Origin of the sequence: Chryseobacterium sp. JAH (assembly GCF_001507335.1) — a bacterium.
In the GTDB taxonomy this organism is placed as follows: Bacteria; Bacteroidota; Bacteroidia; order Flavobacteriales; family Weeksellaceae; genus Chryseobacterium.
This window is the reverse complement of the sequence record NZ_LMAH01000007.1, coordinates 74,474-88,644: the sequence shown is the minus strand read 5'-3', so window position 1 is coordinate 88,644 and position 14,171 is coordinate 74,474. Positions and strand designations below refer to the sequence as shown.

The 14,171-nt window shown below is 34.3% G+C and carries 14 protein-coding genes; 7 read left to right on the top strand and 7 right to left on the bottom strand.

Annotated elements, in window-relative coordinates; translation table 11 throughout:
* Positions 1 to 45: 45 nt before the first annotated feature.
* The 5 genes from AR685_RS14370 to tilS all read right to left on the bottom strand — a co-directional run bounded on the left by AR685_RS14370 (position 46) and on the right by tilS (position 5,842).
* Positions 46 to 564 (bottom strand): ExbD/TolR family protein, encoded by a 519-nt coding sequence (locus AR685_RS14370; protein WP_047445064.1) that lies wholly within the window; start codon positions 562 to 564, stop codon positions 46 to 48.
* Positions 565 to 759: 195 nt separating this feature from the next.
* Positions 760 to 1,122 (bottom strand): T9SS type A sorting domain-containing protein, encoded by a 363-nt coding sequence (locus AR685_RS14365; protein WP_059124975.1) that lies wholly within the window; start codon positions 1,120 to 1,122, stop codon positions 760 to 762.
* Positions 1,123 to 1,158: 36 nt separating this feature from the next.
* Entirely contained in the window at positions 1,159 to 2,334 is a 1,176-nt protein-coding gene (locus AR685_RS14360) for a hypothetical protein (protein WP_059124974.1), read from the bottom strand.
* Positions 2,335 to 2,460: 126 nt separating this feature from the next.
* On the bottom strand, positions 2,461 to 4,524 hold the full coding sequence (locus AR685_RS14355; protein WP_117584647.1) for a protein-disulfide reductase DsbD family protein: 2,064 nt from the start codon (positions 4,522 to 4,524) through the stop codon (positions 2,461 to 2,463).
* 1 nt (position 4,525) lies between these two features.
* Positions 4,526 to 5,842 (bottom strand): tRNA lysidine(34) synthetase TilS, encoded by a 1,317-nt coding sequence (tilS, locus tag AR685_RS14350; RefSeq protein ID WP_059124972.1) that lies wholly within the window; start codon positions 5,840 to 5,842, stop codon positions 4,526 to 4,528.
* A gap of 87 nt (positions 5,843 to 5,929) precedes the next feature.
* Here tilS and AR685_RS14345 point away from each other — a divergent pair, with 87 nt between their 5' ends.
* The 5 genes from AR685_RS14345 (at position 5,930) to AR685_RS14325 (ending at position 10,276) form a co-directional block, all read left to right on the top strand.
* Positions 5,930 to 6,763, top strand: coding sequence for an OmpA family protein (locus tag AR685_RS14345; protein WP_047445282.1), 834 nt, complete (start codon positions 5,930 to 5,932; stop codon positions 6,761 to 6,763).
* Between the two features lie 331 nt (positions 6,764 to 7,094).
* Positions 7,095 to 7,742, top strand: coding sequence for an O-methyltransferase (locus AR685_RS14340; RefSeq protein WP_059124971.1), 648 nt, complete (start codon positions 7,095 to 7,097; stop codon positions 7,740 to 7,742).
* Between the two features lie 86 nt (positions 7,743 to 7,828).
* Positions 7,829 to 8,545, top strand: coding sequence for a C40 family peptidase (locus tag AR685_RS14335; RefSeq protein ID WP_047445056.1), 717 nt, complete (start codon positions 7,829 to 7,831; stop codon positions 8,543 to 8,545).
* 17 nt (positions 8,546 to 8,562) lie between these two features.
* Positions 8,563 to 9,030 (top strand): DUF1648 domain-containing protein, encoded by a 468-nt coding sequence (locus AR685_RS14330; protein ID WP_059124970.1) that lies wholly within the window; start codon positions 8,563 to 8,565, stop codon positions 9,028 to 9,030.
* A 7-nt stretch (positions 9,031 to 9,037) separates the two neighbouring features.
* Positions 9,038 to 10,276 (top strand): 3-deoxy-D-manno-octulosonic acid transferase, encoded by a 1,239-nt coding sequence (locus tag AR685_RS14325; RefSeq protein ID WP_059124969.1) that lies wholly within the window; start codon positions 9,038 to 9,040, stop codon positions 10,274 to 10,276.
* Here the strand turns inward: AR685_RS14325 and AR685_RS14320 are convergent.
* Positions 10,268 to 10,894 (bottom strand): hypothetical protein, encoded by a 627-nt coding sequence (locus AR685_RS14320; RefSeq protein ID WP_059124968.1) that lies wholly within the window; start codon positions 10,892 to 10,894, stop codon positions 10,268 to 10,270. The two genes, AR685_RS14325 and AR685_RS14320, sit on opposite strands and share 9 nt — an antisense overlap.
* A complete protein-coding gene (locus AR685_RS14315; protein ID WP_059124967.1) occupies positions 10,894 to 11,646 on the bottom strand; it encodes a glycosyltransferase family 2 protein in 753 nt (250 codons plus the stop codon). The genes AR685_RS14320 and AR685_RS14315 overlap by 1 nt, the downstream gene beginning before the upstream one ends.
* A gap of 146 nt (positions 11,647 to 11,792) precedes the next feature.
* Here AR685_RS14315 and AR685_RS14310 point away from each other — a divergent pair, with 146 nt between their 5' ends.
* Positions 11,793 to 12,266 carry a lipocalin family protein gene (locus tag AR685_RS14310; RefSeq protein WP_047445046.1) on the top strand — a complete coding sequence of 158 codons (474 nt, stop codon included), beginning with the start codon at positions 11,793 to 11,795 and terminating at the stop codon, positions 12,264 to 12,266.
* Positions 12,267 to 12,537: 271 nt separating this feature from the next.
* Entirely contained in the window at positions 12,538 to 14,169 is a 1,632-nt protein-coding gene (locus AR685_RS14305; protein WP_052187955.1) for a DUF1800 family protein, read from the top strand.
* Positions 14,170 to 14,171: the final 2 nt, after the last annotated feature.

The window sequence follows — 14,171 nt, the reverse complement described above, 5'->3', positions numbered from 1 at the left end:
CTCAAAATTAAATAAAAAAAGAGCATTATAAAAATGCTCTTCAGTTTATTTTGTTATGTTGTCGTAAACTTTCTTTTCCCAGGGTTTGATGTCGCTTATTCCGTATCGTTCTTTTTTGGAGATTGAAATGTTATCCATCATGTCGACAAAGTTTTTATAATTTGAATCATCCGTCGGTTTTACAATAATGGTGAAAATTTCTTTTTTTGGAGCATTCTCGTAAGCGGTAGAAATGATCTTTGAAACATTTACTCCACTATAATCAGTTTCTTTTAAACCGGCTTCTGTAAGGTCGTTGGAATTGCTTTGATGGTAAAAAATGCGGTTGTTTTCTCCAATGATGAAAGTGATTTGATTTTTATCTCCAATCACATTTTTTGGCTCAGTCACTGGATCTTTTGCCGGCAATCCCAAATCCATCACATTAGGTTTGGTGAAGTTGGTGGTAAACATAAAGAAGGTAATTAATAAAAATCCCAAATCCACCATTGGAGTCATGTCAACTCTGATAGGATTTTTCTTTGGTCTTACTCCCTTTTTTTCTTGTACAATTATTTCAGCCATAATAGTGTTTTTTTAATGTTGAACAAATTATAAGAATTACTGTGTTTCTAATTCACTTAATTTGATTCGATGCAAAGTTTATGCCTGTTTTGTGGATTTTGTTATAATTTTTTTATTTTAGTAAGGTTTAATATAAGAAATACCTTGTAACATTTTTATTATCGCAAACTTTTGTGATATTTTATTGTTTTTTATTTATTTGTTGATGATCAATTTTTCAGAATAAACGTCTTCTGTACTGTCAATCTGAAGAACATATATTCCGTTTGCAAATGTTGAGGTATCAATTGAAATATTTGACTGAGAATACTTTCTACTGAAAATCTTTCTTCCGACAACGTCAAAAATAGTCACGGTACTCTCTTTTGGAAGATGATTGATATGAACAAAATCTTTTGCAGGATTGGGATATATTTTTATTTTTTCTGGAGTATTGATCTCTGTGGTTCCTAATTCTTTAGAGCCTCGAAGCTTTAAAATCCAAAAATCAGATTGCCCGTGGTTTCCGGTAACATCTCCACTGTCTGGATTTGATAGTGAATATCCTGCTGCAACCAATCCGCCATCTGTAGTTGAAATAATACTGTTTGCCGTTTAAGCACCATTTCCTCCGTATGATTTTTGCCAAAGTAAATTGCCGGAAGTATCTAATTTTACGATCCAAAACTGTGTTGAAGCAACAGGTTCAGACTCAAGAATTCCGGTGTTTGAAGAGACATATCCTGCAGCGATATAGTTTCCGTCTGGTGTTTGTTTTACCGAATAAGCTTGGTCGTACGTCAAGGTTCCAAGGGTTTTTTGCCACTGTAGATTGCCTAATGCATCCAGCTTAAGAATCCAAAAATCTCCTTGTCCGTTATTGAATGTTATATTTCCGTCGGTAGAGTTGGTACTACCTGCCACAATATAACCATTGTCTGAAGTTTGGGCTATTGAATAAGCGAGATCTTCTATCGAACCTCCAAATCGTTTTTCCCAGATAATATTACCTGTGTTTCCTAATTTTACAATCCAGAAATCTCTTACTCCCAAGGCGGTGCTGGAGATGTTTCCGTTGTTTGCAGAATTAGTTTCTCCAGCTACGATATACCCTCCATCAGTGGTTTGCTGAACCTCATACGCTCTTTCTTCGCTGGTGCCGCCGAGAGCTTTTTGCCATTGAAGGTTTCCTGAAGAATCTAATTTCAACACCCAATAATCGTTTGAGTATGAACCGTGGTTTCCGCTAATATCACCGTTGTTTGAAGCTGAATGTCCTGCTACTACATATCCTCCGTCAGCAGTTTGTTTTACAGAAGATGCAACATCCTGAAATGTGCCGCCATAGGTTTTTTGCCATTCTATATTCCCCAGTGCATTCAGTTTTACAATCCAGTAATCTGCGTGTCCTTTGTTTAAGGTAATATGACCATCGGTTGAGGTGGATGATCCTGCAATCACATATCCTCCATCTGCGGTGTTGCAGATCGAGTTTGCCTGATCATCGCCAGATCCGCCAAGAGATTTTTGCCATTGAAGAGTTCCTGAAGCGTTCATTTTTACGATCCAGAAATCATTATTTCCCTGATTTATCGTAGCATCTCCATCAGAAGATTTTGAATGCCCCACAGTAATATATCCTCCGTCGGGTGTTTCTATAATAGATTTAGGTATTTCAGTATTTGACCCACCAAATGATTTTTGCCACTCAATATTTGGAATGGAAGATTGGGAGTATGAGCAAATTCCATAATGAACAAAGAGAAGTAATAAAATAAATTTATATTTCATAGGATTGTAATGTATATTATTGATTATCAAATATAATTAAATTTAATAAATATAAAAAAAGAGGCATAAATATCAATAAAAAACTCATGCCTTTCGACATGAGTTATGTTTAATTTTAAAAATTGTTTACTTATTGTTCTTGAAATAATCAACTCCGCACTCTAAGAATTTTTTAAAATCTTCTTTCGGCATATATCCTGAAACAGGTGTATTAATGACTTTTCCATCCGGAGTTATTAAAACATAGTGCGGTTGAGAATTATTATTAAAATTCACCTGCTGGAACAAGCTCCATCGGTCACCGATTGTTTTTACTCTTTTTACCTGTCCTTCACCCAAATCAATTTTAGTTTTTTGGTCTTCTGGAAGTTCTTCTTTGTCATCTACATAAAGAGAAGCAAGTACAATATCGTTTTGAAGAATCGGCAAAATATCGGGTTCGCTCCAGACGAATTCCTCCATTTTTCTACAGTTCTCACACCCATATCCTGTGAAGTCAATCAAAATTGGTTTGTTTTCTTTTTTAGCTAATTCAATTGCGTTAAAGAAATCATGTTCGGGTTTCATCCCTAAAATTCCGTCTTTTTCATCATGGAAATAACTTACATTCAACGGAGGTAAAATTCCGCTTAATAACTGCATTTTTGGTCTTTCTGCAGGAATTAGTCCCTGAATCAGGTAAATCACAAAACCAATTCCTAAAGCTCCCAGTATCTTTCTCGTGATAGAAATTTTTGGTTTTTTATCATCGTGAGGAAATCTTATTAATCCAAATAAATATAAAGCTAAACCAATCCCGATAACGATCCAGATCACAATGAAAAGTTCTCTTTTGATTAAAAATGTTTTCGATACTAAGTCTGCTTTTGATAGGAATTTTAAAGCCAATGCCAGTTCGATAAACCCTAGAACTACTTTCACAGTGTTCATCCAACCTCCAGATTTAGGAAGACTTTGTAAGGCCTGTGGGAATAATGCTAAAAGTCCAAATATAATTGCCCAAGCCAAACCAAAACCTGTTAAAGCTAGGGTTAAAAGTGTAGGAATGTGAGACGAACCGGATAATGATCCTCCCAATAAGCTTCCCAAAATAGGACCTGTACAAGAGAAGGAAACTATTACTAAAGTCAGTGCCATAAAGAAAATTCCAATAATTCCTCCAGCTTCTTCTGCTTTTGAAGATTTGTTGGCTATGGAACTTGGTAGCGAAATGTCGTAATATCCAAAAAAGCTTCCCGCAAAAAAGATAAATACAATAAAGAATACGATATTCAGCCAGACACTTGTAGATATTTCATTGAAAATATTTCCTGCAATTCCGTCAATCAAATGGAAAGGTAGACTTAATAATACAAAGATCATTAAGATGAAAAAACCATACATTAGGGCATCTCTTTTTCCTTTTGCTTTGTTTTTGCTTCCTTTGGTAAAGAATGAAACCGTCAAAGGAATCATTGGGAAAACGCATGGGGTGAGCAAGGCAATCAATCCGCCGATGAAACCTAATAATAAATAGGTCCAGTAGTTTTCAGATGCCTGTACAGATGCGGTTCCGCAGTCCGTCAAAGGCTTTTTAAAATCTATTGAAGCTATTTTTAACTGTTTAGGATCAAGTTTTGAAGTCTCGGTTACGGTAATTTCTCCTTTAGCGGGATTTGCTACAACAGTCTCTGTAGTTTTTACTGAATCTTTAACTTCATCAGTTGGTGCAACAACTTCTTCTGTAGCTCCTTTTGGTGCAACTTTTTGGGTGAATTCTAAAGTATTTGGCGCAAGACAAACTCTGTCATCACAAGTCTGATAGGTAATTTCAGCAACAACTTCTCCTGGTTTGGTTCCGTCTTTTAATTTAAATTTCTGCTTAAAACCTGCGGAATTGGAATAATAAATAATCGTTCCACCGAAAGCTTCGGAAAACTCTTCGTGTTTCTTTCCGACTTCCTGAAATTTACCAATCAGTTCTATGTTTTTTCCTGATACAACATATTCAGTAGGAATTCCTGTATCTTCAGGAATGTCTCGTGAATAGATGTGCCAGCCACTTTCCAAAGTCGCGTTCAGAACGGCTTCGTATTGATTATTGCCAAGCTCGTTGACCGTGAATTTAAATTTTACAGGATTTTTGATTTGTGCATTAATTCCTGTGAATAAGAACAGGAGAATGAGTAAAAACCAGTTTTTGAATTTCATTTTACTTTTCATTAAAAATTGTGAGAATACTTTGTGTTCTCTCATCTTTTGCGTATCTTTTGTCTTGTCTGAAAGGAATAATGCCCAAAACAGCATTGTTTCCGTCTGTCAGAAGCCAGATTTTTTGCTTGGCTAAAATAGACAATTTTTCGTCTTTAAAAAATTTCGAAACTTTCTTTTTTCCCGAAAACCCCATGGGATAAAAAACGTCTCCTTCCTCTTTTCTTCGGAGCTTTAGTGGAAGCGCAAGTTTTCCTGCGTCAAAATCCCATCGGAAAGTTGTATTGATTTCTTCGATAGTAGAAATTGTGTCTAAAATATTAATCTCAACAAGACTTTGATTTAAATCAAAATCATTGGTTAAAACGATGTCTTCTAGAATTTCTTTTTTGTGACCTAATTGGGTTAAAATCAATTCGTTTCGATTGGTGATCGCTTGAAAGTCTTTTGAGAAAAATGAGCTTCCGGTTTCAGATGTGAAGATTTTTTTTACTTCTTCTGGCTTTTCAAAACCATATTTTTTTAAAATTTCAAATTTTACATAGTCGCTCTCGAGATTGAGCTTTTCTTTATCTAAAATTTTATTTTCATGATTTGAAATAGTATTTCTTTTTTCTATTTCCCCGATCTGTTGTTGTACAAAATCTTTGGTTTGATTTAAGTAAGACAAAGATTTTTTAAAGTTCTCAAGAAAATGATCATTCGTTTCCAAAAGTTTCGGAACTAATTCGTTTCTGATTTTATTTCGTAAATAATCACTTTTTTTGTTTGAAAGATCTTCCCGATATTTAACTTGATATTTTTCCGCAAAATCATAAATTTCCTCTTTAGAAAATGGTAAAAGCGGACGAAGAATTTTATGGGAATTTGCAGGAATGCCAGTAAGGCCTTTGATTCCGGAAGCTTTAGATAGATTAATAACGAACGTTTCAAGCTGATCATTCAGATGATGTGCAGTTACTAAAAAATCTAAATCTTCTTTTTCCTGAATTTGTTTAAAAAAATTATAACGAAGTTCTCTTGCCCAAAGCTGAATAGAATTTTTCGGCTTGTTATCTTGTTCGGAAACTTCATATAAATGAAATTTAATCTCGTTCGCAAAACAAAAATTCTCAACCACTTTTTGGTCAGCATCAGAATCTTCTCCACGAAGCATATAATTCACATGTGCAATTTGAAAATTCAAACCTAAAGCGTTGAAAATAAATGCTAAAGCCATGGAGTCTGCACCTCCGCTAACTGCTAAAAGATAGCGTCTTTTGTTTGGAAATGGAATGAGATTTTCGAGTTGTTTTTCGAAGGTTGATTGATCCAGCATGAGGCTCAGAATTTCTTTTGTACAAAGATAAACCATATAATTAAAATGAATTTTCCTAAATTTGAATCGTCTAAAAAAAGATTATTTATGAAGATTTTAAAAATTTTAGCAGTTTCTGCAATGGCGTTGGGTGCAACATCTTGTGTAAGTAAAAAGCAGTATGACGCATTGAGTGGTAACTACAAACAATGTATTGAAAATATCGGCGAAAGACAGAGAGAAATTCAGGATCTGAAAGGTCAGAATTCTACTTTGACCGCAGAAAATAACCTGTTGAAAAGTCAGCACGATGCGCTGAAATCATCTTTGGATGCATGTCTTTCCAATACAGGAAAAAGTTCTGCAAACATTGATAAATTGGTAGGAGAGATCAATTCTTCAAACATGTATATCAAGCAGCTTATTTCATCTAATGCGAAAAATGACAGCTTAAATTTAGCTTTGTCAAACAAGTTGAAAAGATCGTTGGATAACGTAACTGACGATGATGTTCAGGTGAAAGTCCTGAAGGGAGTTGTTATGATTTCGCTTTCTGATAAAATGTTATATAAAGTAGGTGATTACAATGTGCTTCCTGCAGCTCAGGAAGTTCTTGGGAAAGTAGCTAAGGTAATCAATGATTACGACAAATATTCTGTATTGATCGAGGGTAATACCGATAATTCTCCGTTAAGTTCAGCAAATTTACCTAGAGATAACTGGGATCTTTCTGCACTAAGAGGAACTTCAATTGCAAAAGTATTGCAAAGCCAGTTTGGTGTTGACCCTGCAAGAATTACAGCAGGTGGTCGTTCAGAGTACAATCCTAAAGCAACAAACATGAGTGTTTCGGGAAGAGCAGAAAACAGAAGGACAGAAATCATCATTATGCCTAAGCTTGATGAATTTATGAAACTGATGGATATTGCTCCTAAGAAGTAATCCATAGAACGAAAAAAAAGAGTCCCGATAACATATTATCGGGACTCTTTTTTTTAAACTACATCTTCTTTTTTGAGTTTTAAGAAGATAAATTGAAAAAGGGAACTGCGTTCTCTTTTGTTACCTGAGGGATCAGTTTTTTTCATCAACTTGGTTTTTACCTCTGTTTCGAATGTTTTTTTTCTCATCATCATGTCAATTGGGACAAAGCTATCACTAAAAACCATTACAAGACATCCGTATTTTTACGGTATTTTCAAATAATTTGATTTTTACACTTCCTTGAAATTGTTTATAATTAAGTAAATTTGAATCGCTAAAAAATTATAATATGAGCTTTTTTGAAGAAAAAAATGCTGAGATGGACAGGTATCTTGAAAATCACGCTTCCCCTGAACCTGAAATTCTCCGGAAGTTGAGGAGAGAAACGTTTCAAAAAACAACACAGCCTCACATGATTTCCGGTTACCAGCAGGGAAGGCTTCTAACTATTATTTCAAAGATTTTACGTCCGAAAAATATTTTAGAAATTGGAACTTTCACCGGTTATGCAACGCTTTGTATGGCAGAAGGTTTGTCAAAAGAGGGGAAGTTGACGACTTTGGATGTAAATGAAGATTTAGCATATCTCCCAAAAAAATATTTTGCAGAAAGTGAATTTTCAAATCAGATTAATTTTCAAATTCAGGATGCAAAAGAATTTTTAAAGGAAACTGATGAGGTTTTTGATCTCGTTTTTATTGATGCGGATAAAGAAAATTATGCAGAATATTTTAGACTTATTAAGCCAAAAACAAAATCAGGTTCTGTGGTCATTTTTGATAACGTGCTTTGGTATGGAAAAGTTTTAGAAGATAATCCGAAACAGAAATCAACAAAGGTTATCAAAGAGCTTAATGATTTGGCCGCGAAAGATGAAGATTTTGAAAATCTTATTTTACCTTTGCGTGACGGAGTAAATCTTCTTAGAAAGAAATAATTAAAAGATTTAAATATTAAATAATTACAAGATTCGTATCTCTAGTTTTTTAATTTTTAAATCATCCAATCTTTTAATATAAATAAATGGATAAAGGAATTTGTGTTGTGACGGTAGCGCCGGTGCGTGCAGAAAATTCTGACAAAGCAGAAATTGTTACAGAAATATTGTTTGGAGAAAGTGCAGATATTTTGGAAGTAAATAAAAACTGGACCAAAATAAAAATGCACTACGATGGATATGAAGGCTGGATGGATACCAAACAGATCAAGCACGTCACAGAAGAACATTTAGCAAACAGAAAAGTAACATTGATTACGGAAGACTTTTCTTCGGTGATGACCAATGATGGCCGGACTCTACTGTCTATGGGTTCTGAAGTAGAATATCCTGCAGTTGCTTCCCGAAGAAGTCATGATTTGCGTGAGAGTATTGCCCTTACGGCGAAAGAATTTCGAAATGTACCTTACCTGTGGGGTGGGAAAAGTTTTTTTGCAGTAGACTGTTCTGGCTTTGTACAGTTGGTCTACAAAATTCATAATGTAAAGCTTCCAAGGGATACTTATCAGCAGGCAGAAGTTGGAGAGGTTTTAAGTTTCGTGGAAGAAAGTCAGCCGGGAGATCTTGCTTTTTTTGAAAATTCTGAAGGAAAAATTATCCATGTGGGAATTATGCTCGAAAATCAAAAGATCATTCACGCTTCCGGAAAGGTGAGGATTGACACACTAGATTCTACAGGGATTTTTAATAAAGAAATGAATAAGCACACGCATAAATTGAGGGTGATTAAAAATGTTTTATAAATTCAAATAGCTATTCAATGGGTGATGCATTATTTATCTTATTTGATTTTCTCAATCTCGGATTGGTTATTTTTCTTTGGTGGTTTACCCTGAAAAATTATAAATCTTTACCGCAAGTTATTCCCACTCATTTTGATGTTGAAGGCAAAGCCGACAATTTTGGAAATAAAAAATGGTACTTCTTTACGCCAATTTTAAGTGTAGTTTTTTATATAGGTATCCTCTTTTTAATACGTTCTCCGGAATCTGCCAATTATCCTGTTGAGATTACAGATGCTAATCGTGACGTTCAGTTTTTTATCATGAATTTCTTTATAAGATGGTTGTTCGTTTTGGTTGTCCTCATTTTCCTGAACAGTCAAGACTTTACCTTCAGATATGCTCTTGATGATGAAGCAAAAGCGAGAGTTCCTTTTTCAACCATCTTGTTGTCCATCATTGGAAGCCTAATTGCTGTCTTTATTGTCAGCGCTCAGTTTAAATAATTTTCAAATGTCATTTATATATAATTTTTTCATCCAACTTCTCATTTTCGGAATGAAAGTTTTTTCGTTATTTAATGATAAAACTAAAAAAGGAGTTGAAGGACGGAAAGAGTCTTATGGCCGTGTGAAATCTTCCATCTCAACTTCAGATAAAGTTATTTGGATGCATGCTGCAAGTTTAGGCGAGTACGAGCAGGGTCTTCCGGTTTTAGAAAAGCTTAAAGGTCAGTTTCCGGCTCATAAAGTCTTGGTGACTTTTTTTTCGCCTTCCGGTTATGAAAATGTGATAAAAAAGAAAAATATTGCTGATGTCATCTGTTACCTACCTTTCGATACGAAGAAAAAAGTAAAAGAATTTATTTCTCACCTAAACATTGAACTATTTTTTACGGTGAAGTATGACTACTGGTACAATCTGCTTCAGGAACTGAAAAATAATCAGGTCAAAACATTTGTGATTTCCGCTTTATTCTATGAAAATCAATCATTTTTTACTTCATATGGGAAATGGTTTGTAAAGCAGCTGAGCAAAAATGTTGATTGGTTTTTTCACCAAACAAAACATTCATATCTTTTGGCTAAAAGTATAGGTCTTCAGAATTCTTCGGTGACTGGTGATACAAGATTTGACCGTGTAAAGCACTTGAAAACCCGTGACAATCATGTTGATTTCATCAAAGAATTTATCGGGGGTAAAAAAACAGTTGTCTTCGGAAGTTCGTGGCAGGCTGAAGAGAAATTGGCAAAAATGATTTCCGAAAAAAATCAAAATGTAAAATTAATCATCGCTCCCCATGATTTAAAAAGGGTAGAGTATTTAAAGGAAATTTTTGCCAACGCAGTTCTCTATAGCAGTTTGAAAAACTCCCCGACTCTCAAAATTTCCGACTCTCAAACTCTAATTATCGATAGTATTGGTTTGCTTTCAAAACTGTATTCTAATGCAGATATTGCAGTTGTAGGGGGTGGTTTTCATGATTCTGGCCTGCATAATATTCTGGAAGCGGCAACATTTGAAGTTCCTGTAGTTTTTGGAAATCATTACAATAAAAATCCGGAAGCGGATAATTTAATTGCTGCTGAAGGCGGAAAATCCTTTGAGCGTGAAAATGAAGCTGCAGAATTTGTTCTTTATCTTTTAAATAATAATGAAGAGCTGGAAATGATGTCGGCAAATGCCGGAAAATTTGTTGCTGAGCAGCCGAATTCATCAGAATTAATTCTCAAGAAAATTGTATCACTTTAGGAATCCCTGACTTTTAATGTCTTTTACTATTAAGTCTAAATGATCAGGAATTTTTTCCACAGTCAGCCAATTAAAATCAAAACTGTTATTAATGCAAAGTTTTTCAAAATATCTGTTCTCATGAATTTTTGATTCTATACTTTCTAGTACGTCTTTGAGTTCCATCCAGTAATCTTCATCCAGTTTTTTGATTGAAATAATAGCTTTCAGGAGTTTATTAATAAGGTAAATGTAGAGCTTATAAATATTATCAAACCTTTGATGATTAAGCTTATCGTTGCTTTCTAAAATTTTATCGACCAAAAAAAGCTGCAGATAAATGTCTCCAAATTTATCAGTTGTAATTTTTACATGCTCAGTAATTTCAGCGCTCATCTTTCTGATGAGAACCAAAAAATATTTAGGATTTCCTATATACTTTTCAGTCAAAAGAGTTTTTTCTTCAATCTGTTCTTCCATTTGGGCTCTCTTCTGATCGGTTGTTTCAGTGTCAATGAGTTCAAAATAAAGTTTTTTAGATAAAAGTTTATCTTTTTTCAACAAACGGAAAATCAGACGGTCTTTTTCAATTGATGAAAAATTACTCAGCGCAGCTTTGAATTCTTTTGAATATTCCATTAATTAAATATTTTTGAGTATTTTAAAAAACCGTTGAATGCCCAATTGGCAGTGTAATACAAAGATTTTAATGTTGAAAAATTCATGAAATCTTTGTAGACTAAATATTGGTCTTTCACGATAGTCTGTTTTTTTCGAGAAACGCTTGTTGCATGCATTCTATATTTTGCCATAGTCTTTGGAAGCGGTTTCCCAATAGGTATTTTCTTCAGCAAATTCAACCACATGACATGATCTTCGCGTTTGCTGTCTTCAGGAAAATATTCTATTCCCACCCTTTTAGAATCGTACATCGACGAAAGGAGAGAAAGGCGGCAAGTCTTCAGTAAGTTATTAAAATTAACATCTTTATCTGCCTGGAAATCTTCAATTTTCGGAATTAAATTTTCGTCACATCTTGCATAGTTTGAGTAGGCGATTTCTGCATTTTCTTGCTTCATAAAATTGATCATTTCTTCCAGAAAATTAGATTCCCAGAAGTCATCAGCATCAAGAAAAGTAATGAATCTTCCTGTTGCGTTTTTAAGAGAGATATTTCGTGCATGGCCGGCACCTCCATTTTTTTCTGCAATCGTTAGTTTTATTCTTGGATCGTTTAGTTTCCGGATGATCTCTACCGAATTGTCTGAGGATCTATCATCTGTAATCAGCCATTCCCAATCCTTAAAATTCTGACTCTGTACAGATGCAATCGTTTCTTCCAGAAATTTTGAAGAATTGTAGCAGGGAGTGATGATAGAAACTTCAGGCATTCAGTATTTTTTACAAATATAAGGGTTTGAAAATGGTCTTTAAAAGTACGATTTTCAATAAAATACAAATTATGATTCCAAAATTCAAAAAAAATAGTGGAATTTTAATAAAAAATCATAATTTTATACCTTGAAAAATTTGATATATGAAGAAATTAGCATTATTATTTGCAGGTTTATCATTAATGGTAGCTACTACCGCATGTAACGATGACGAAGAGACTGTACAAGAGTTTCCTATTGTAGGAACATGGAAGCCGGTTGCCGAAGTAAGAACTGAAGTGGATCTTAACGGTGTAGGTGTTTCTGATGAAATTGTATACACTTCTTGTCAGCAAGAATCAACATGGGTGTTTAATGAAAATAATTCTGGAAAAAGAACAAATAAAGACGAAGCAGGTTCGCCTTTGACTTGCTCAACGATTTCTGTACGTAACTTCAACTATACTTATAACAAAACCGAAAAGAATTTCGAAATAAAATACCAGGGAACTGTGGTTACAGAGAAAGGAAAGATTGTTGATCTAAATGCTGAAACCATGAATCTTAAAATTGAAGATGATACAGACCCGGATTTGTACAAAGCTACAACGTATACTTTTAAAAGAGTCGCTCAATAGTTTACAAAAATCTTTATTGTTTATTAATATAACTCCAGTTTTGCTGGAGTTTTTTTGTGCGAAGGATAAGCCTCAAAGAACTGTAAATTCTGTTTTTTAAAGTAATATTTTGTATGATATTTTATTTTTACTCATCTAAATAGCTGTTTTCAATAAGCTGAAGTGTTATTAGGTATTTTGATGTTTTTCAAATAAAATAATAATGTGGTAAAATAATGTATTATTCGTTGTTAATTATTTATTATTTTTACTAAACATTAATACAATTCACATGTCTAGTTTAACACCAAAAACAACAGTTTTAGGCTCGTTGAATGCCTATCATCTCCTGCGTAGAACGACGTATAATATTACGAAGGCAAGAATTAATGAATATGCTTTAAAAACTCCCGCTCAGGCTCTTGCGGAATTGTTTGTTTTTGATAACCCCGTTCCGGCAAGTCCTCTCAATGATAATGGGGAAACCATTGTTCCGACGTTTGTCGCTCCGACGATTACAGATACTTTAAGTACCAGTAATTCAGTAATGTATGATAATTATTGGTGGATGTATCAGGCATTGAAAAGTCCGTCTGCACAATATAAAATTGTCTATTGGCTACATTTGCTGTTTGTAACTGATAATGATGCGAGTTTTTTTACCAATTTTGATTACAAAGAGCTTTTAAGGTTTCATGCTAATGGAAGTTTAAAAGATTTAGCAGTGCGGATAACACTCAATCCAAGAATGCTGACTTACCTGAATAACAATGTAAATCAGAAAAACAGTCCGAACCAGAATTACGCCCGGGAGTTTTTAGAATTGTTTACCATTCTGAAAGGCCCACAAATCGGAACAGGAAATTATACAAATTATACAGAAGCTGATGTACAGCAGGCGGCTAAAGTACTTACGGGCTTTACGCTAACATCGGCGGTTCAGCTAAATAAAACGGCAAGAATTAATAACGTAGATCCTGTGACAAAAATTCCTCAGGGCTTCATCAATGTCAGTACACATGATTTAACCAATAAAACTTTCAGCCCTGCATTCAATGCTACAATTAATGGAGGGACAACTGTTGATAACATTCAGATAGAATTTCAGAATTTTATCAATATGATTTTTAATCAGACAGAGACGGCAAAAGCCTATTGCAGAAGAATGTATAGATATTTCGTAGGACGGACGATTACTGCGGATATCGAAGATAATATTATTGTTCCTCTGGCAGCTCAGTTGAAGAATAATAATTATCAAATTTTGCCGGTTATACAAACATTGCTCTCCAGTAAACACTTTTATGACGAAGAAGACAGCATCTATGCCGATCAAACCATAGGCGCACTGGTGAAAAGTCCTTTGGAGCTTTATTTTAATATGTTTACGCTCTTGAATCTTTCAATGCCCGCTTATTCGGTAAATCCGAAAGCATTGCACGGTTACTTGTCTATATTTGCAAATTATTCTCAGAATACTGGGATGCCGGTTTTTAGACCGCAGACTGTGAACGGTTACGCTGCATATTCAAGCAGTCCGAACTATGATAAAAACTGGATCACTACATCGTCTCTCAGAATCAGATACAATAATTCTATTGATATTTTGATTAATGGAAACACGCAAAACGGTTTTTTATTTAAATTGAATCTTCCGACTTTTGTGAAAGACAGTGGTTATTTTCAAAATCCGGGAAATGCGGATGTTTTAGTCTCTAATTTTTGTGAACTTTTATTTGTAGATATCCCTCCGACAGACAGACTGAATTATTTTAAGACAATATTTTTAAACGGATTAAGTCTCACAAACTGGCTTAACGAATGGAATAATTACGTTAATACAGGCACGGCCACTAACGTAAAAATTCCAATTGATCGATTGGTAAAAGCACTTATAAAATCACCAGAATTTCAAATAATGTAATC